The sequence below is a fragment of the Geobacillus subterraneus genome, from assembly GCF_001618685.1.
Lineage (GTDB): Bacteria > Bacillota > Bacilli > Bacillales > Anoxybacillaceae > Geobacillus > Geobacillus subterraneus.
Window position 1 is genome coordinate 3,106,436 of the sequence record NZ_CP014342.1, and the last position, 18,794, is coordinate 3,125,229.

Sequence of the window (18,794 nt, forward strand, 5' to 3'; positions counted from 1 at the left end):
TCTGTCCGTTGTCAACTGGATTTTTTCATTAAGGAAGGGCCGGCCAAGAACACCTTAGCCGACCATCCTGGTAGCTTTTTATTTAGACGGAACGGTATCGCCAGCCGTTTCCTTCTTGACGGCAGGCTTCACGTTGCGATAGCGGGCCATGCCTGTTCCGGCTGGGACGAGTTTGCCGATAATGACGTTTTCTTTCAAGCCGAGCAGCTCATCCCGTTTTCCTTTGATCGCCGCATCGGTCAGGACGCGTGTCGTTTCTTGGAACGAAGCCGCTGACAAGAACGAATCCGTTTCAAGCGACGCCTTCGTAATACCGAGCAGCACCGGACGAGCTGTTGCCGGCCGCTTTCCTTCGCGGATGGCTTGAGCGTTGACATCCGTGAACTGATGAACGTCCAAAAGCGTGCCTGGCAGCACATCCGTATCGCCGGCATCGATCACGCGCACTTTGCGCAACATTTGCCGCACCATGACCTCAATATGCTTATCGCTAATTTCGACCCCTTGCATCCGGTACACTTTTTGCACTTCACGGAGCAAGTATTCTTGGACGGACGTAATATCGCGCACGCGCAACAGCTGTTTCGGGTCGACCGAACCTTCCGTCAGCTCTTGGCCGCGTTCGACGTGCTGGCCTTCTTCGACTTTCAGACGCGCATTGTACGGAGCCACATAGGAGCGCGTCTCGACTTCGCTTTGCACGACAATTTCGTACTGATTGTCACGCGTTTCATTAATCGAAATGACCGTGCCGTCAATTTCCGAAATGACCGCTTGCCCTTTCGGGTTGCGCGCTTCAAACAGCTCTTGCACCCGCGGCAAACCTTGAGTGATATCGTCCCCGGCGACGCCGCCTGTATGGAACGTCCGCATCGTCAGCTGCGTGCCCGGCTCGCCGATTGATTGGGCAGCGATAATGCCGACCGCCTCGCCGACTTCGACGTCCATGCCGGTCGCCATGTTGCGGCCGTAGCATTTTTTGCACACGCCATGACGCGTGTTGCAGGCGAAGACGGAGCGAATCCATACTTCTGTAATGCCGGCCTTGATGATCTCATTAGCGATATCTTCTGTAATCATTTCACCTTTGCGGACGATCACTTCCCCCGTTTCCGGATGGTGCACCGTCTTGTGCGCATAGCGGCCGACAAGCCGTTCTTCAAGCTTGACGACGACTTCCGTGCCATCCGTTAACGCCCGCGCTAAAATGCCGCGGTCGGTGCCACAATCTTCTTCGCGGACGATGACATCTTGCGCCACGTCAACGAGACGTCTCGTGAGATAGCCTGAGTCGGCCGTTTTCAACGCCGTATCCGCCAACCCTTTCCGCGCGCCGTGTGTCGAGATAAAGTATTCCAATACCGTTAAGCCTTCACGGAACGACGATTTGATCGGCAGCTCGATAATCCGGCCGGCAGGGTTGGCCATTAAGCCGCGCATCCCCGCAAGCTGTGTAAAGTTCGAGGCGTTACCGCGCGCCCCAGAATCGCTCATCATAAAGATCGGGTTGCGCTTATCAAGCGACTTCATCAACAAGTCTTGGATTTTATCTTTCGCCGCGCTCCAAACAGAGATGACGCGCTCATACCGCTCTTCGTCGGTAATCAACCCGCGGCGGAACTGCTTCAAAACCGTGTCGACTTTCGCCTGGGCTTCATCCAAAATTTCCTGTTTTTCCGGCAAAACGACGATGTCGGCAACGCCGATCGTAATGCCGGCTTTCGTTGAGTATTGGAAACCGAGATCTTTCATGCGGTCAAGCATCTTTGATGTTTCAGTAATTTTGAACCGCTTGAATACTTCGGCGATAATTTGCCCAAGCACTTTTTTCTTAAACGGCGGCACGAGTTCGCGCTTGCGGATCTCTTCACGCACGTCGACCCCTTTGTCCAGGAAGTACTTATCCGGTGTCCGCCCTTCAATATTTTCCGTCGTCGGCTCGTTAATGTACGGGAACGACTTCGGCAAAATTTCGTTGAAAATGAGCTTCCCGACGGTTGTCAAGAGCAGCTTGTTGTTTTGTTCCTCGGTAAACGTTTCGTTTTTCAGCGAACCGGCATGGATGGCGATGCGCGAATGGAGATGGACATAGCCGTTATGGTAGGCAAGCAGCGCCTCGTCTGTATCCTTGAATACCATGCCTTCGCCGACCGCCCCTTCGCGTTCCATCGTCAAGTAATAGTTTCCTAAAACCATGTCTTGCGAAGGCGTAACGACCGGTTTCCCATCTTTCGGGTTCAAAATGTTTTGCGCCGCCAGCATCAACAGGCGCGCTTCCGCTTGCGCTTCGGCTGACAGCGGCACGTGCACCGCCATTTGATCGCCGTCAAAGTCAGCGTTGTACGCCGTACAAACGAGCGGATGAAGACGGATCGCCCGCCCTTCGACAAGCGTCGGCTCAAACGCCTGAATGCCGAGGCGATGAAGCGTCGGGGCGCGGTTTAACAGCACCGGATGTTCTTTAATGACATCCTCGAGCACATCCCATACTTCAGGATGCACGCGCTCAATTTTCCGTTTCGCGCTTTTAATGTTGTGCGCCAAGCCCCGCTCAACGAGCTCCTTCATGACAAACGGCTTAAACAGCTCGAGCGCCATTTCTTTCGGCAGTCCGCATTGATACATTTTTAAGTTCGGACCGACGACAATGACGGAACGGCCAGAATAGTCGACCCGCTTGCCGAGCAAGTTTTGCCGGAAGCGTCCTTGCTTTCCTTTCAGCATGTGGGAAAGCGACTTTAACGGACGGTTCCCCGGCCCGGTCACCGGGCGGCCGCGGCGGCCGTTGTCGATCAACGCATCGACGGCCTCTTGCAGCATCCGTTTCTCGTTTTGAACGATAATGTTCGGTGCGCCAAGGTCAAGCAACCGTTTCAAGCGATTGTTGCGGTTAATGACACGGCGGTATAAGTCGTTTAAGTCCGATGTCGCAAACCGTCCGCCATCGAGCTGAACCATCGGACGGAGTTCCGGCGGAATGACTGGCAGCACATCAAGCACCATCCAAGCCGGGTCGTTCCCTGAGCTGCGGAACGACTCAAGCACCTCAAGCCGTTTAATAATGCGGGCGCGCCGTTGCCCTTGCGCTGTTTTCAGCTCTTCCTTCAGCGTGGCCACTTCTTTATCCAAGTCAATGTCTTGGAGCAGCTTTTTAATCGCCTCAGCCCCCATCGACGCCTGAAACGATTGGCCATATTTTTCGCGATAGGCGCGGTATTCTTTTTCCGATAGCAGCTGTTTTTTCTCAAGCGGCGTATCGCCCGGGTCGGTGACGACGTACGAAGCAAAGTAAATCACTTCCTCAAGCGCCCGGGGCGACATGTCAAGTACAAGGCCCATCCGGCTCGGGATGCCTTTGAAATACCAAATGTGCGAAACCGGGGCGGCGAGCTCGATATGACCCATCCGTTCGCGGCGGACTTTTGAACGCGTCACTTCGACGCCGCAGCGGTCGCACACGACGCCTTTGTAGCGGACGCGCTTATACTTGCCGCAATGGCACTCCCAGTCTTTCGTCGGGCCGAAAATGCGCTCGCAAAACAGGCCGTCTTTTTCCGGCTTTAACGTCCGATAGTTGATCGTTTCCGGTTTTTTGACCTCACCGTACGACCAGGAACGAATTTTCTCCGGGGAAGCGAGCCCGATTTTCATGTACTCAAACTTATTGACATCTAGCAAGGGGTATACCTCCCTCTTTGATCCGTCGGTTTTACTCCGTGGCTTGTTCGCCATCCGTTCGCTTTAACGGCCTATGGCGGGGAACGCTCCCCGCCTAGCCGCCATTGCCGGTTACTCTTTCGTCACCGCGTCTTTTTCTTCGTCGACTTCTTCCGATTCGATCGGTTTCACGTCTACCATAATGGCATCCGGTGCATGGTCGTCGTCATCATCAAAGTTTTCCATGTTGATTTCTTGTTCGTCGCTCGTCAAAATCGTGACGTCCATGCCTAAGCTTTGCAGCTCTTTAATCAACACTTTAAACGACTCCGGCACACCCGGCTCCGGAATGTTTTCCCCTTTGACGATCGCTTCGTACGTTTTGACGCGGCCGACGACATCGTCGGACTTGACGGTCAAAATTTCTTGCAGCGTATACGCCGCTCCGTACGCCTCAAGCGCCCATACTTCCATCTCGCCAAAGCGCTGGCCACCGAACTGCGCCTTGCCGCCGAGCGGCTGCTGGGTGACGAGCGAATACGGGCCGGTTGAACGGGCGTGGAGCTTGTCGTCGACCATATGGGCGAGCTTGATCATATACATGATGCCGACCGATACGCGGTTGTCAAACGGTTCACCCGTCCGGCCGTCATACAGCACAGTTTTCGCATCGCGCGCTAGGCCGGCCTCTTCGAGAATGTTCCACACATCCTCCTCCGTTGCACCGTCAAAGACCGGGGAAGCAATATGCAAACCGAGCTTTCTCGCCGCCATGCCGAGATGCAGCTCAAACACTTGCCCGATGTTCATCCGCGACGGAACGCCGAGCGGATTTAACATAATATCGACCGGCGTGCCATCCGGCAAGAACGGCATATCTTCCTCCGGAAGAATGCGGGAAATAACCCCTTTGTTTCCGTGGCGCCCCGCCATTTTGTCGCCCTCGGAAATTTTCCGTTTTTGCACAATGTAGACGCGGACGAGCTGATTGACGCCTGGCGGGAGTTCATCGCCATCTTCGCGATTGAATACTTTCACGTCCAGAACAATGCCGCCGCCGCCATGGGGAACACGCAGCGATGTATCGCGCACCTCGCGCGCTTTTTCCCCGAAGATCGCGTGCAGCAGCCGCTCCTCAGCCGTCAGCTCAGTCATCCCTTTTGGCGTCACTTTACCGACGAGCAAGTCGCCGTCTTTCACTTCCGCACCGATGCGGACGATGCCGCGCTCATCCAAGTTTTTCAGCGCGTCCTCGCCGACGTTCGGGATGTCGCGCGTAATTTCTTCCGGGCCGAGCTTCGTGTCGCGCGATTCCGCCTCATATTCCTCAATATGGATCGACGTATACACGTCTTCTTTGACGAGCCGTTCGCTCATGATGATCGCATCTTCGTAGTTGTAACCGTCCCACGTCATAAAGGCGACGAGCACGTTGCGGCCGAGCGCCAGTTCCCCTTTGTCCATCGATGGGCCGTCAGCTAAAATTTCACCTTTTTCAACGATGTCGCCTTTTTTCACAATCGGCCGCTGGTTATAGCACGTTCCTTGGTTCGAGCGAATGAATTTGAGCAGCCGATATTTGTCCAAATCACCTTTCACTTCTTTGCCGTCCACTTCAATGAGCCGGCGCACCCAAATTTCTTTCGCCTCAACGCGCTCGACGATGCCACGATGCTTGCAGATGACAGCAGCTCCCGAATCTTTCGCCGAGACATATTCCATCCCCGTGCCGACGATCGGCGCCTCCGGCTCGAGCAGCGGCACCGCTTGGCGCTGCATGTTCGCCCCCATCAAGGCGCGGTTCGAGTCGTCGTTTTCCAAAAACGGAATGCACGCCGTCGCTGCCGAAACGACTTGTTTTGGCGAAACGTCCATATAGTCGACGCGGTCGCGTTTGACGACAATGTTTTCGCCGCGGAAACGGGCGATGACGTTTTCTTCAAGGAACGTTCCGTCTTCGGAAAGTGGCACGTTCGCTTGCGCCACGACATAGTTGTCTTCTTCGTCGGCCGTTAAATAATCAATTTGATCTGTGACTCTCCCTGTTTCTGGATCGACGCGTCGGTATGGTGTTTCAATAAAGCCGAATTTGTTCACTTTCGCATAGGTGGACAGCGAGTTGATCAACCCGATGTTCGGACCTTCTGGCGTCTCAATCGGGCACATCCGTCCGTAGTGCGAGTAGTGAACGTCGCGCACCTCAAACCCGGCACGCTCGCGCGTCAATCCGCCAGGGCCAAGCGCGGACAGGCGGCGCTTATGCGTCAGTTCAGCCAACGGGTTCGTCTGATCCATAAATTGTGACAGCTGCGAGCTGCCGAAAAACTCCTTAATCGCCGCGATCACCGGACGGATGTTGATCAGCTGCTGCGGTGTAATCGTGTTCGTATCTTGGATCGACATGCGCTCGCGCACGACGCGTTCCATGCGCGACAAGCCGATGCGGAACTGGTTTTGCAGCAGTTCGCCAACCGAACGAAGGCGGCGGTTGCCTAAATGGTCGATATCATCCGTACCGCCGACACCGTGAAGCAAGTTAAAGAAGTAGCTGATTGACGCAATAATATCCGCCGGTGTAATATGTTTCACATCCTCGGCAATAAAACCGTTGCCGATGACGTTGATCACTTTTTCACTGTCCGGGTCATTGGGCGCATAGATTTTTACCGTTTGCACCGAAATTTGCCCGTCCGCCACCCCTTCAGCCGGACGGTACGTCTGCAGCCCGGCGCCTTTTTCTAAATACGGCAACAGGCGGTTCAACGTCCGGCGGTCGATCATCGCTCCGGCTTCGGCGATGACTTCTCCCGTTTCCGGATCAGCAATCGTTTCCGCCAGCCGTTGGTTAAACAGGCGGTTTTTAATATGAAGTTTTTTGTTGATTTTATAGCGCCCTACGCTGGCCAGGTCGTAGCGTTTCGGGTCAAAAAAGCGCGACGCGAGCAAACTTTTCGCGTTCTCGAGCGTCGGCGGCTCGCCCGGACGGAGGCGCTCATAAATTTCGATCAACGCTTTTTCCGTGCTGTCGGTATTATCTTTTTCGAGCGTATTGCGCAAATATTCGTTATCGCCGAGCAAGTCGATGATTTCTTGGTCGGAGCTGAACCCAAGCGCACGAAGAAGCACCGTAACCGGCAGTTTACGGGTGCGGTCGATGCGGACGTAAACGACGTCTTTCGCATCGGTTTCATATTCAAGCCATGCGCCGCGGTTTGGAATCACTGTCGCCGAATAGCCGCGTTTCCCATTTTTATCGACTTTATCGCTGTAATAGACGCTTGGCGAGCGGACAAGCTGGGAGACGATGACGCGTTCCGCTCCGTTGATGATAAACGTGCCGGTTTCCGTCATGAGCGGAAAATCGCCCATAAATACGTCTTGTTCTTTCACTTCGCCCGTCTCTTTATTGATGAGGCGAACTTTCACGCGAAGCGGCGCCGCATATGTAACATCGCGCTCTTTTGCCTCTTCAACCGAGTATTTCGGCTCCCCTAAGCTATAGTCGATAAATTCAAGAGAAAGATTGCCGGAAAAGTCTTCGATCGGGGAAATTTCCTTGAACATTTCCCGCAGCCCTTCATCGAGAAACCATTGATAGGAGGACGTCTGAATTTCAATTAAGTTCGGCAATTCCAGCACTTCGCTAATGCGTGCATAACTTCTTCGCTGGCGGTGTCGCCCGTATTGAACTAGTCGGCCTGTCAAGAGTGATTCACCCCTCAAATGTAGACATTAGTGAAAACCGGAAGCGGAACATCGCAACCATTCACCCGTCTTGGCGGAATATGCCGCCAAGACGGTCTGGCCGCTCCGTCATTCCGGGGCAAAGCGCTAGGCATGCATGCGGCCGGCCCCCGCCGTCCGGATGGAAACGGCTTGGCTGTGGCACCGCCGTTTCGTTTAGGGGATTCAACATGCTCCCGGCGCGAGGAAACCAGGCGTTGGATGGAGAAAAAAAGAAAATGGTTTCTATCCAATAGAAAACCATATGTTTAGCTGTTTATTGATTTTATCATTTTTTCCATTGTATCCAAAATTATACGTCATCCCCTTTACGCGGGAAATGTGCATATTTAGCATTTTATAATACTACCACAATAAAAAAACGGTGTCAACATTTTTTCGCCTTTATGATATAATATCCTTTTTTCTTCGCGACGACCTCAACAGCGGCAAACCATTCGTTTAACTTTTGCAGCGCGGATGGGGCACCTTGTTTCTTTTGAATGACCACCCATAGCTCCCCGCTATCAACGAGGTGGTTCCGGCTTTGCTCAAAGATCGCATGAACAACCCGCTTGCCGGCCCGGATCGGCGGATTGGTGACCACCGCCGCAAATCGCTGTTCCCCCACTTCCGAAAACAAGTCGCTTTTATAAATGTTCGCATTATGGATGCCGTTCGCCCGTTTGTTTGCTTCGGCCAGCTCCAGCGCCCGCTCATTCACATCGATCATTTGGACGCGCCGGTTAGGAAACGATTTGGCTAAGGCCAGCCCGATCGGACCGTACCCGCAGCCGACATCTAACAAATCGCCGGCAACGTCCGGTTCTTGAAACGTTTCAATCAGTAAACGTGTGCCGAAATCAACCTCGCGTTTTGAAAACACCCCGCTGTCAGTCATAAAGCGGAACTCATGCCCGCGCAACGTAAACGTCCACGTTTGCGGATTTCGCTCGGACGTCGGATTCGCTGAGTAATAATGTTCGCTCACCATCATCCCTCCTCTATCGGCAAGCCGCATTGGCTCCTGATATATAGTGTAACAAAAAAGAGGCCGCCCCTTGCCCGGGCCAGCCTCTTTTTTTATAGCGACGCCAATTACTTCACTTCAATTTTCGCGCCAACTTCTTCAAGTTTTGCTTTAATTTCTTCAGCTTCTTCTTTCGAAACAGCTTCTTTGATCGGTTTCGGCGTATTGTCAACCAAGTCTTTCGCTTCTTTCAAGCCGAGGCCAGTGATTTCGCGAACGACTTTGATGACTTTAATTTTTTGCGCGCCAGCGTCAGCGAGGATGACGTCAAATTCTGTTTTCTCAGCCGCTGCTTCAGCGCCAGCTGCTGCGCCGCCAGCGACAACAACCGGAGCTGCAGCCGTTACGCCAAATTCTTCTTCGATGGCTTTTACTAATTCATTTAATTCCAATACCGTCATATTTTTCACTGCTTCAATGATTTGTTCTTTTGTCATCATCGTTTCCTCCTTGTGTAATGTTCGTTATGCACATCGATATGCGCCATTACGCGCCTTGTTCCTCTTGTTTGTCGGCCACCGCTTTAACCGCAAGCGCAAAGTTGCGGATCGGGGCTTGAAGAACGCTAAGCAACATCGAGAGCAACCCTTCGCGGGACGGAAGTTTTGCCAAGGCGTCGATTTCTTCCTTGCTGGCGACGTTCCCTTCGATGACGCCGCCTTTGATTTCCAACGCCTCATGCGTTTTCGCAAAGTCGCTTAAAATTTTCGCCGGCGCTACGACATCTTCATTGCTGAACGCGATGGCGTTCGGGCCGGTAAACACCTCATCCAATCCTTCCAGGCCGATTTCCGCGAGCGCCCGGCGGGTCATCGTGTTTTTGTACACTTTGAACTCAATGCCTGCCTCGCGCAGCTGTTTGCGCAGCTCGGTCATTTCCGCCACGTTCAAGCCGCGGTAATCGACGATGACGGTCGCCTTGCTGGCACGGAATTTATCCGCGATCTCAGCGACCACTTGTTTTTTCAGTTCAATCGCGCTCGACACGTCCTGCACCTCCTGCAAAGAAAATAGTGGAATACCACTTATACCGTTTGGCGGTTCAATAAAAAACCCCCATGCCGCGTAGACATGGAGGTATCGTTCAACGCGCCGCTATCGATGGCGCGCTGTCTATCGTCCACATACCTCGGTAGGAAATTAAGCCTCAAACGGGCACCTACTGTCTACGGTACAAATGATATTCGTTTGTTCAGCCAAATGATATTTTAACAAACTAGCCGACAAAAGTCAACCGTTATTGCGCAACCGCTACCGTCGTCGGGTCAACTTTAATGCCAGGGCCCATCGTCGACGTAACCGTCACGTTTTTAACATACGTTCCTTTGGCCGCTGCCGGTTTCGCTTTCAAAATCGCTTCGTAAACCGTCGCGAAGTTTTCAACCAACTTTTCGCTGTCAAACGATACTTTGCCGATCGGCACGTGAATGTTACCGGCTTTATCGACGCGGTATTCTACTTTACCAGCTTTGATTTCTTGCACCGCTTTCGCTACGTCAAACGTGACCGTGCCCGTTTTCGGGTTTGGCATTAACCCTTTCGGCCCTAAAATGCGGCCAAGTTTCCCGACTTCACCCATCATGTCCGGCGTGGCAACGACAACGTCGAAGTCAAACCAGCCTTGCTGGATTTTGTTGATATATTCCGTATCGCCGACATAGTCAGCGCCCGCTGCTTCTGCCTCTTTCGCTTTTTCCCCTTTCGCGAACACTAACACGCGCGCCACTTTCCCTGTGCCGTGCGGCAGGACGACAGCGCCGCGAATTTGTTGGTCCGCTTTTTTCGGGTCAACCCCTAAACGAAATGCGACTTCAACCGTCGCGTCAAACTTGGCGACGTTCGTTTTTTTCACGAGCTCGATCGCTTCAGCAACCGGATATGCTTTGAAGCGGTCAACGAGCTTCAACGCTTCTAAATACTTTTTCCCTCTTTTCGGCATGTCAAAGTCCTCCTTGATTGTGGTTTTAGCGGAAAAAACCTCCCACGATGAAACAGCCTTCACCTTTTCCAAAGGTAAATGACTCAGCGGAAAGCCGCCCTCTGAGGCGATCGATCCTTGATCCAATGAATAACTATCGCGTTTTTGCCCATGGAGAGAGAGGTTGCGGAATACGCAACCTCCTCGGACAACAAGCCGGCCTTAGTCTTCAATCACGATACCCATGCTGCGAGCCGTGCCTTCAACCATGCGCATGGCTGCTTCGATGCTCGCTGCATTCAAATCCGGCATTTTCAGCTCGGCAATCTCGCGCACTTTGTCGCGTTTGATCGTCGCTACTTTGTTGCGGTTCGGTTCGCCGGAGCCCGATTCGATGCCGGCCGCTTTTTTCAGCAATACAGCAGCTGGCGGCGTTTTCGTGATGAATGTAAATGAACGGTCTTCAAAAACCGTAATTTCAACCGGAATGATCAACCCTGCTTGGTCAGCGGTACGGGCATTAAACTCTTTACAAAACGCCATAATATTCACACCGGCTTGACCTAACGCAGGACCTACTGGCGGCGCCGGATTCGCTTTCCCTGCAGGAATTTGCAGTTTGACGATCTTGATTACTTTTTTCGCCACGAGACACACCTCCTTAAGTCCGTGATGTGGTAATAGGGGATTGCCCCTCCCACTCGTTCGGCTCCGATCTCATGAGCCGTTTCCATATCTCCCATTTCTGTTGAGAGGATCAGCGTATAAAACAAGTTTGCTCCCCTATACAAACACGTATAAGTTCATCGCCTATATGTCTCTGTCCAAGAGACATACTGACCTTTAAAATAGTATCACTTTTCAGTAGTGATTGCAAGTTCTTTTCCATTAGATTTTTTCGATTTGAGAAAACTCAAGCTCTACCCGCGTTTCGCGGCCAAACATATCGACAAGCAGTTTGACTTTATGTTTATCCGGATCAATCGCTTCAATTTTTCCGGTGAAGTTCGCAAACGGTCCTTCTTTAATTCGGACGGTCTCGTTTATCTCATAATCGACATCCACCTCAGCGAGAGGCATGCCCATCCGCTTCAAAATCATCTTCACTTCTTCCTCCATGAGCGGCGTCGGTTTCGAACCGGCCCCGCTCGAACCGACGAATCCGGTGACACCGGGTGTGTTGCGCACAACGTACCATGAATCGTCGGTCATGACCATTTCAACGAGCACATAACCGGGAAACACTTTCTTTTTCGTCGTTTTCCGCTTCCCGTTCTTAATGTCCGTTTCCGTCTCCTCTGGGACGACAACGCGGAAAATTTTATCTTGCATCCCCATCGATTCAACGCGTTTTTCCAAATTGGCTTTCACTTTATTTTCGTATCCTGAATATGTATGGACGACATACCAGTTTTTCTCCATCAGCGAGCCTCCCTAGGGCGGTTTTCATTTTTTATGCAAAACAAAAACCCGTTGCCGGGTTCCATACTCGTACGATTATCTTTCATTATAGCATATCATCCGCCCGCTTATTCAAACACAAGGCGAATTAACTGCGAAATGCCGAGATCAACAACGGCAAAAAAGACGGTGAAAAACGCCACCGTGGCCAACACAACCGCCGTGTAGTTGACTAACTCCTTTCGGCTTGGCCAACTTACCTTTTTCAATTCGCGTACGACTTCTTTCAAAAAGTTGGTTACTCGCTGCATCACTCGTACCTCCACGATCGCTCAAAACTGTCCCCATCGCTCACTTCGTTTCGCGATGGGCGGTATGCTTGTTGCATACTGGGCAAAATTTGTTGGCCGTCAAGCGCTCACCGAGGCGGCCGATCTGTTTTGTAGTTGTATAATTTCGGCTTCCGCATTGCGCGCAAGCCAACGTGACTTTTTGGCGCATAAACCTTTCACCGTTCCCGCAGGATGTCCATAAAAATTTATCATATCAATGTTTCTGCTGTCAACGCCATCTTTTGGTTCGCCCTCGCCGCAGGCCGGTGCGCCGCCTATAAGCTGATCTCTCGGTATTCTAAATACTTTTCGAGCTTCCGTTTGACGCGTTGCAAGGCGTTGTCGATCGATTTGACATGGCGGTTCAATTCTTCAGAAATCTCTTGGTACGAGCGCCCATCCAAATATAAAGCAAGCACTTTCCGCTCCAAGTCGCTCAGCAGCTCCGTCATCTTCAACTCGATATCGTCGACTTCCTCGCGGTTGACAATCAATTCTTCCGGGTCTGTCGCCTGCGCGCCGGACAACACATCCATGAGCGTCCGATCTGATTCGTCATCGTAAATGGGCTTGTCCAAGGAAACGTAAGAGTTGAGCGGAATGTGTTTTTGGCGGGTCGCCGTTTTAATGGCGGTGATCATTTGCCTTGTGATGCAAAGTTCTGCAAACGCTTTAAATGAAGAAAGCTTGTCCCCCTTAAAATCGCGGACTGCCTTATACAGCCCGATCATCCCCTCCTGCACGATATCTTCCCGATCGGCCCCGACTAAAAAGTACGAGCGGGCTTTGGCACGCACAAAGTTTTGGTATTTATGAATTAAAAAATCAAGCGCCTCCCCATCCCCTTTATGAACGAGTGCGACAAGTTGTTCATCCTCAAGCTGTTGATAGTCCCTTGCTTTGTCTACTTTGAAGCATTCCCCCACGCTGATCCCCCCGACCGCATCAATCGCTAACATTTATTATACAGTACAAATTTTTACAGCGTCAACCGCTCATTTTTGTCCTCTTCGCCATTTTTCAAAAATTTCGGCAACTCGGTCATTGAGCGGCATTTTCGAAATCGGGGTGCGCTGCTTGATATCCCGCAGTTTTTTGGAAATGTCCCGCTCGACTGCCTCGATTTCGTACAGCAGTTCGCGCGCCGATTTGCGCAAGGCGCCTTGGCTGAACACCGTCCATTGCTCCGTATAGTCAGACGTCGCTACATATACCTTTGTGCGTGCATTCATTAACGTTTTCGCCAACCGTTCAATCCGTTCGTCGGCTGTCTCATTTTCCTTTGTAAAAATGACGTCAAGATCGTAATTTTTATACTTTTTCTCGTTCCCTTGCACGAGGTGGGCGTCAAAAACGATGATGACATGATCCCCGGTGAACCCTTTGTAATCGGCCATTTTATCAATCAGCAAATCCCTTGCTGCGGCCAGATCGCCCTCTTCTTTTAACCGGCGCAGCGCCGGCCATGCCCCAATGATGTTATAGCCGTCAACAATCAAAATGTTCATCGGCTATTCCCCTAATGGATACCGCTTCCGGTACACCTCATACATGAGCAGGCTGGCGGCAACAGAAGCGTTAAGCGAGGTGACATGCCCGCGCATCGGCAGCCGGAATAGAAAATCACACTTTTCGAGCACTAAGCGACTAATGCCTTTTCCTTCGCTGCCGATCACAAGCGCCAGCGGCATCGTACCGTCAAGCGAACGATAGTCGTCTTTGGCGGCCGCATCGGTGCCGGCTACCCACACGCCCCGCTCTTTCAGCTCGTCGATCGTCCGCGCCAAGTTCGTCACGCGCGCAACCGGAACGTGCTCAATGGCTCCGGTTGACGCCTTCGCGACCGTTGGCGTCAGCCCGACCGAACGCCGCTTCGGGATGATGAGCCCATGCGCCCCCACCGCATCGGCCGTACGCATGATGGCGCCTAAATTATGCGGATCCTCGAGCTCGTCCAACACAAGGAAAAACGGCGCCTCCCCGCGTTCAGCGGCACGGGCGAATAAGTCATCCACCTCATAGTAGCGGTACGCCGCCGCTTGGGCGATGACCCCTTGGTGCGCCCCTTCGGCCATTTGATCGAGCTTGCGCTTCGGGACATATTGGACGAGCACGCCCCGCCGCTTCGCCCATTCGAGAACGGGCTCGACGGCGTGGCGCTGCGCCCCTTCGGCGATCCAAATTTTATTGATGTCGCGCCCAGATTTAAGCGCTTCAATGACCGGATTTCTGCCGATAATGTAATCCATCATTCCAACGCCCTTTCTTCCCTTTCAATAATGGCAAATGAACGATCGATTAGCTCATCGATTCGCCTTTCATCGTTCCTTAAAAAATGGTACCCGATTAATGCTTCAAACGCTGTACTATGCCGATACGTCTGGACATCCGTGTTTTTCGGGATCGTGCCGGATTTAGCGTTGCGGCCGCGGCGGACGATGGCTTTCTCCTCGTCGGTCAACGCGTCTTCATCAAGCAAAGCTAAAATGACTTTCGCCTGCGCCCGCGCTGACACATAGCGGATCGCCCGCCGATGCAGTTCATGCGGCCGAACGTTGCCGGTTGCAAGCAAATGGCGGCGCACATACACCTCGTAAACGGCGTCCCCCATATAAGCGAGCGCCAGGCCGTTTAATTGCTTCACATCATGGATCATCTCAAACCGTGCCATTGTTTACGATCCCCGTTTCCATCTCGTCCCCTGCGGCGTATCTTCCAAAATGATATTTTTCGCTTTCAGCTCGTCACGGATGCGGTCGGCTAAGGCAAAGTCACGGTTTTTCCGCGCTTCGTTGCGCTGGCGGATCAGCGCCTCAATTTCTTCGTCAAGCAGCTCTTCTTGTTTCAAAGTAAGGCCGAGCACATCCGCCAGCTGCTCAAACTCGCGCAAAAACGCATGAATGACGTTCTCAGACGTCGTTTTCTCCTGCAAATACAAGTTCGCTTGCTTGGCGAGTTCAAACAGGACAGCAATGCCGTTGGCGGTGTTGAAATCATCGTCCATTTCACGAATGAACGAGGCACGGACATCCGCAAGGCGCGAAAGCCACTCCTCATCGTTGTCGGTTAAGTTCGTGCTCGCTCCAAGCCGGTGCTGCAAGTTGCCGTATGCTGTCTTCAACCGTTCGAGCCCGCGCCGCGCGCTCTCAAGCAGCTCCTCGCTGTAGTTGATCGGGTGGCGGTAGTGCACCGACAGCATAAAGAAACGCAACACTTGCGGATCAATCTGCCGGATGATGTCATGAACGAGCACAAAATTGCCGAGCGACTTGGACATTTTTTCGTTGTTAATATTTAAATACCCATTGTGCAGCCAATATTTCGCAAACGGTTTGCCGGTCAGCGCCTCCGACTGGGCAATTTCGTTTTCATGGTGCGGAAACGTCAAGTCTTGGCCGCCGGCATGAATGTCGATCGTATCGCCTAAATATTTGCGCGCCATCGCCGAGCATTCGATATGCCAGCCGGGCCGCCCTTTCCCCCATGGGCTGTCCCAAGAAATCTCTCCTTCTTTGGCGGCTTTCCAAAGGGCAAAATCGAGCGGATCGTCTTTCTTTTCCCCCACTTCGATGCGCGCTCCCGCCTGCAGTTCGTCAATCGACTGGTGCGACAGTTTGCCATAGCCTTGAAACTTGCGCGTCCGATAGTATACGTCGCCGTCAACTTCGTACGCATACCCTTTATCAATAAGCGCTTGAATAAATTCGATAATCGTTCCGATATTTTCCGTCACGCGCGGATGGATATCCGCTTTTTTGCAGCCGAGCGCTTGAATGTCCTCAAAATACGCTTCAATAAACCGCTCCGCGATCGCCGGAACGCTCTCGCCGAGCTCGCGGGCAGCCTTGATCAGCTTATCATCCACATCCGTAAAGTTGGACACATATGTCACATCATAGCCGCGGAACTCCAAATAGCGGCGGATCGTGTCAAAGACGATGGCGGCGCGGGCATTGCCGATATGAATATAATTATAGACCGTCGGGCCGCAAACATACATTTTCACTTTGTTCGGCTCGAGCGGCTCAAACGTTTCCTTTGTCCGCGTCAGCGTATTATAAAGCCGGATGCTGCTCATATTCGTTCTTCCTTTCTTGGTGTTTCAATGCCTCAAGCTCGCTTTGCAGCCGGGCGATTTCGGCTTCAAGCTCCCGGAACCGGTCGGCGATCGGATCCGGCAAATCGGTATGGTTTAAATCTTTTCTCACCTTTACCCCATCGCGCACGACAACGCGGCCAGGGATGCCGACAACCGTCGAATTGGGCGGCACGTCTTTTAACACAACCGACCCTGCGCCGATCTTTGAGTTTTCCCCGATCGTAATCGAACCGAGCACTTTCGCGCCGGCAGCGATCAAACAGTTATCTTTAATCGTCGGATGGCGCTTCCCTTTTTCTTTTCCTGTCCCACCTAATGTAACCCCTTGATAGACAGTGACGTTGTCGCCGATTTCGCACGTCTCGCCGATGACCACTCCCATGCCGTGATCGATGAAAAAGCGGCGGCCGATTTTTGCGCCCGGATGGATTTCAATGCCGGTGAAAAAGCGGCTAATTTGCGAAATCAAACGGGCAAGAAAGAAAAATTTCCGTTTGTAAAGCGCATGGGCGATCCGGTGCGCCCAGATGGCATGCAACCCGGAATACGTTAAAATCACTTCCAAATAGCTTCTTGCTGCCGGGTCTTGTTCGAAAATGACTTCGATGTCTTCTTTTAATGTTTTAAACATAATGTCCTCCCTCCATCCCATTTGATGATGAATAGAAAAGCGTCTCTGTGCCGAAGACACAGAGACGCTTTTGGCGCGGTTCCACTCTGTTTAGCGAAACGGATGCGCCGTTTCGCTCGCTCGAGTCCGATAACGGAGATGCTCCGCTCCCCTCTACTGCAGAACGTCTCTGTTCCGGTTCGAAAGGAGGCTCCGAGGCGCATTTCAGACAACATCGGGCATAAACCGCTCCCAGCCAAGACGGTTCTCTCTGGAATGCCGATGTCACCTACTTCTCCTCGTCAACGCTTTATCATTATGTGTGCTTGTTCAACCGACAAACTTTGTATTATTATACCACAGCTGCAAAGCAAACGTGCATACAAGATCAACTAAAATTTTTCTTGCAGCGCCCGTTCGAGCCGTTCGATCACCTTTTGTTTGCCGAGCAGCTGAATGGCAAACGGCAGCTCCGGTCCGTGCGTTTGCCCGGTCACTGCGGCGCGGATCGGCATGAACAGCTTCTTCCCTTTTTGTCCAGTCGATTTTTGCACTGCTTTGATCGCTGCTTTAATCTCATCGGCCGTAAACGGTTCAAGCTCCCGCACGTTCGCTAAAAAGGCAGAAAGCACATCCGGCACTTGTTCTTCGGCGAGCACTTGGCGGGCTTCGTCTTCATATTCGACTTCTTCTTTAAAGAACAGCTCGGACAGCGGAACAATCTCCGCTCCGTAGCTCATTTGCTCTTGGTACAAGGCAATCAAATCGCGCGCCCATTGCCGCTGCTCATCGCTCATGTCTGCCGGCAGGCGCCCCGCTTTCACTAAATGCGGCAGCGCCAGCTCGACAAGCCGGTCGAGATCAAGCTTTTTGATATATTGATTGTTCATCCATGTCAGCTTTTTCGTATCAAACATCGACGGCGATTTCGACAGTCGGGCGACGTCAAAAATGCGGATCAGTTCGTCTTTCGTAAAAATTTCTTCTTCCCCTTCCGGCGACCAGCCAAGGAGGGCGAAAAAGTTGAACATCGCCTCCGGCAAATAGCCGAGTTCTTTATATTGCGACACAAACTGAATGATCGATTCATCGCGCTTGGACAGCTTTTTCCGCTGCTCGTTGACAATCAGCGTCAAATGGGCGAACTGCGGCGGCTCCCAACCGAAATATTCATACACCATGAGCTGTTTCGGCGTGTTGGACAAATGCTCCTCGCCGCGGAACACATGGCTGATTTCCATCAAATGGTCATCAATGACGACGGCAAAATTGTACGTCGGAATACCGTTCGCCTTCATAATGACCCAATCGCCGACGTCTTTCGACTCAAACGTCACGTTGCCGCGCACTAGATCGTTCACTTCGTACGTTTTCCCTTCCGGCACTTTCAGGCGGATCGTATACGGCTTCCCTTGGGCTTCAAGTTCAGCGACTTGCTCCGGCGTTAAATGGCGGCATTTGCCACTGTATTGCGGAGCGGCAATACCGGCCGCCCGCTGCTCCTCCCGTTCCCGCTCGAGCTCTTCCGGTGTGCAAAAACATTTGTACGCATGCCCTTGTTCGAGCAATTCGTTTACATACTTCCGGTAGATGTCTAGCCGCTCCGTCTGCCGATACGGCCCGTAGCCACCGTCTTTATCAACCGATTCATCATAATCAATGCCGAGCCATTGTAAGTTTTCAAGCTGCGACTCTTCGCCGCCTTCAACGTTCCGTTCAATATCCGTATCCTCGATGCGGACGACCATTTTTCCGCCGTGATGGCGGGCAAATAAATAGTTAAACAGCGCTGTCCGCGCCCCGCCGATATGCAAATGACCGGTCGGGCTCGGCGCATAGCGTACGCGCACGTCTTTTGCCATCGTCCAACCCCTCCACTTTCATCAAAAACTTGTGCTATTATTGTACCGTTTATCGCGGCAAAGTTCAAAACGGACAGCTCGCCTCATCAGCGCTGTGCCGTCGGACGCCGGCCTCTTCCGCTCGACGCCTTCACGCCCCGGCGGAAAAACACGAGGCCGGAA

17 protein-coding genes and 2 other annotated features are annotated in these 18,794 nt (G+C 52.4%); all 17 genes read right to left on the reverse strand.

All coding sequences use genetic code 11. The features are described 5' to 3' along the window. Window positions 1-78: 78 nt before the first annotated feature. Complete coding sequence (rpoC, locus tag GS3922_RS15135) at window positions 79-3,678, reverse strand: DNA-directed RNA polymerase subunit beta' (protein WP_063166998.1); 3,600 nt, start codon at window positions 3,676-3,678, stop codon at window positions 79-81. Window positions 3,679-3,789: 111 nt separating this feature from the next. Continuing rightward, window positions 3,790-7,362: a DNA-directed RNA polymerase subunit beta gene (gene rpoB / locus GS3922_RS15140; RefSeq protein ID WP_063166999.1), complete on the reverse strand. Its 3,573-nt coding sequence runs from the start codon at window positions 7,360-7,362 to the stop codon at window positions 3,790-3,792. 406 nt (window positions 7,363-7,768) lie between these two features. After that, complete coding sequence (locus GS3922_RS15145; RefSeq protein WP_236933429.1) at window positions 7,769-8,377, reverse strand: class I SAM-dependent methyltransferase; 609 nt, start codon at window positions 8,375-8,377, stop codon at window positions 7,769-7,771. A gap of 101 nt (window positions 8,378-8,478) precedes the next feature. Then, window positions 8,479-8,847, reverse strand: a complete 369-nt coding sequence (gene rplL, locus GS3922_RS15150) for a 50S ribosomal protein L7/L12 (RefSeq protein WP_063167000.1) — start codon at window positions 8,845-8,847, stop codon at window positions 8,479-8,481. Window positions 8,848-8,896: 49 nt separating this feature from the next. Next, window positions 8,897-9,397, reverse strand: coding sequence for a 50S ribosomal protein L10 (gene rplJ / locus GS3922_RS15155; protein WP_063167001.1), 501 nt, complete (start codon window positions 9,395-9,397; stop codon window positions 8,897-8,899). A gap of 51 nt (window positions 9,398-9,448) precedes the next feature. Continuing rightward, window positions 9,449-9,600, reverse strand: a sequence feature (ribosomal protein L10 leader region). A 47-nt stretch (window positions 9,601-9,647) separates the two neighbouring features. Next, a complete protein-coding gene (gene rplA, locus GS3922_RS15160) occupies window positions 9,648-10,349 on the reverse strand; it encodes a 50S ribosomal protein L1 (protein WP_063167002.1) in 702 nt (233 codons plus the stop codon). Window positions 10,350-10,550: 201 nt separating this feature from the next. After that, window positions 10,551-10,976: a 50S ribosomal protein L11 gene (gene rplK / locus GS3922_RS15165; RefSeq protein ID WP_008882034.1), complete on the reverse strand. Its 426-nt coding sequence runs from the start codon at window positions 10,974-10,976 to the stop codon at window positions 10,551-10,553. 240 nt (window positions 10,977-11,216) lie between these two features. Continuing rightward, entirely contained in the window at window positions 11,217-11,750 is a 534-nt protein-coding gene (nusG, locus tag GS3922_RS15170) for a transcription termination/antitermination protein NusG (RefSeq protein ID WP_063167003.1), read from the reverse strand. A gap of 107 nt (window positions 11,751-11,857) precedes the next feature. Continuing rightward, a complete protein-coding gene (secE, locus tag GS3922_RS15175; RefSeq protein ID WP_063167004.1) occupies window positions 11,858-12,040 on the reverse strand; it encodes a preprotein translocase subunit SecE in 183 nt (60 codons plus the stop codon). Between the two features lie 40 nt (window positions 12,041-12,080). After that, window positions 12,081-12,230, reverse strand: coding sequence for a 50S ribosomal protein L33 (gene rpmG, locus GS3922_RS15180; protein ID WP_063167005.1), 150 nt, complete (start codon window positions 12,228-12,230; stop codon window positions 12,081-12,083). Between the two features lie 106 nt (window positions 12,231-12,336). Next, complete coding sequence (sigH, locus tag GS3922_RS15185) at window positions 12,337-13,020, reverse strand: RNA polymerase sporulation sigma factor SigH (RefSeq protein ID WP_221436867.1); 684 nt, start codon at window positions 13,018-13,020, stop codon at window positions 12,337-12,339. Between the two features lie 36 nt (window positions 13,021-13,056). Next, window positions 13,057-13,569 (reverse strand): NYN domain-containing protein, encoded by a 513-nt coding sequence (locus GS3922_RS15190; RefSeq protein WP_063167007.1) that lies wholly within the window; start codon window positions 13,567-13,569, stop codon window positions 13,057-13,059. 3 nt (window positions 13,570-13,572) lie between these two features. After that, a complete protein-coding gene (rlmB, locus tag GS3922_RS15195) occupies window positions 13,573-14,310 on the reverse strand; it encodes a 23S rRNA (guanosine(2251)-2'-O)-methyltransferase RlmB (RefSeq protein ID WP_063167432.1) in 738 nt (245 codons plus the stop codon). Next, window positions 14,310-14,732 (reverse strand): Mini-ribonuclease 3, encoded by a 423-nt coding sequence (locus tag GS3922_RS15200; RefSeq protein ID WP_063167008.1) that lies wholly within the window; start codon window positions 14,730-14,732, stop codon window positions 14,310-14,312. The genes rlmB and GS3922_RS15200 overlap by 1 nt, the downstream gene beginning before the upstream one ends. A 3-nt stretch (window positions 14,733-14,735) precedes the next feature. After that, on the reverse strand, window positions 14,736-16,139 hold the full coding sequence (cysS, locus tag GS3922_RS15205) for a cysteine--tRNA ligase (RefSeq protein ID WP_063167009.1): 1,404 nt from the start codon (window positions 16,137-16,139) through the stop codon (window positions 14,736-14,738). Next, on the reverse strand, window positions 16,117-16,791 hold the full coding sequence (gene cysE / locus GS3922_RS15210) for a serine O-acetyltransferase (RefSeq protein ID WP_063167010.1): 675 nt from the start codon (window positions 16,789-16,791) through the stop codon (window positions 16,117-16,119). Before cysE ends, cysS begins: the two co-directional genes overlap by 23 nt. 57 nt (window positions 16,792-16,848) lie before the next feature. Beyond that, window positions 16,849-17,085 (reverse strand) — a binding site (T-box leader). 77 nt (window positions 17,086-17,162) lie between these two features. Continuing rightward, on the reverse strand, window positions 17,163-18,632 hold the full coding sequence (gene gltX / locus GS3922_RS15215; RefSeq protein ID WP_063167011.1) for a glutamate--tRNA ligase: 1,470 nt from the start codon (window positions 18,630-18,632) through the stop codon (window positions 17,163-17,165). Between the last annotated feature and the right edge of the window lie 162 nt (window positions 18,633-18,794).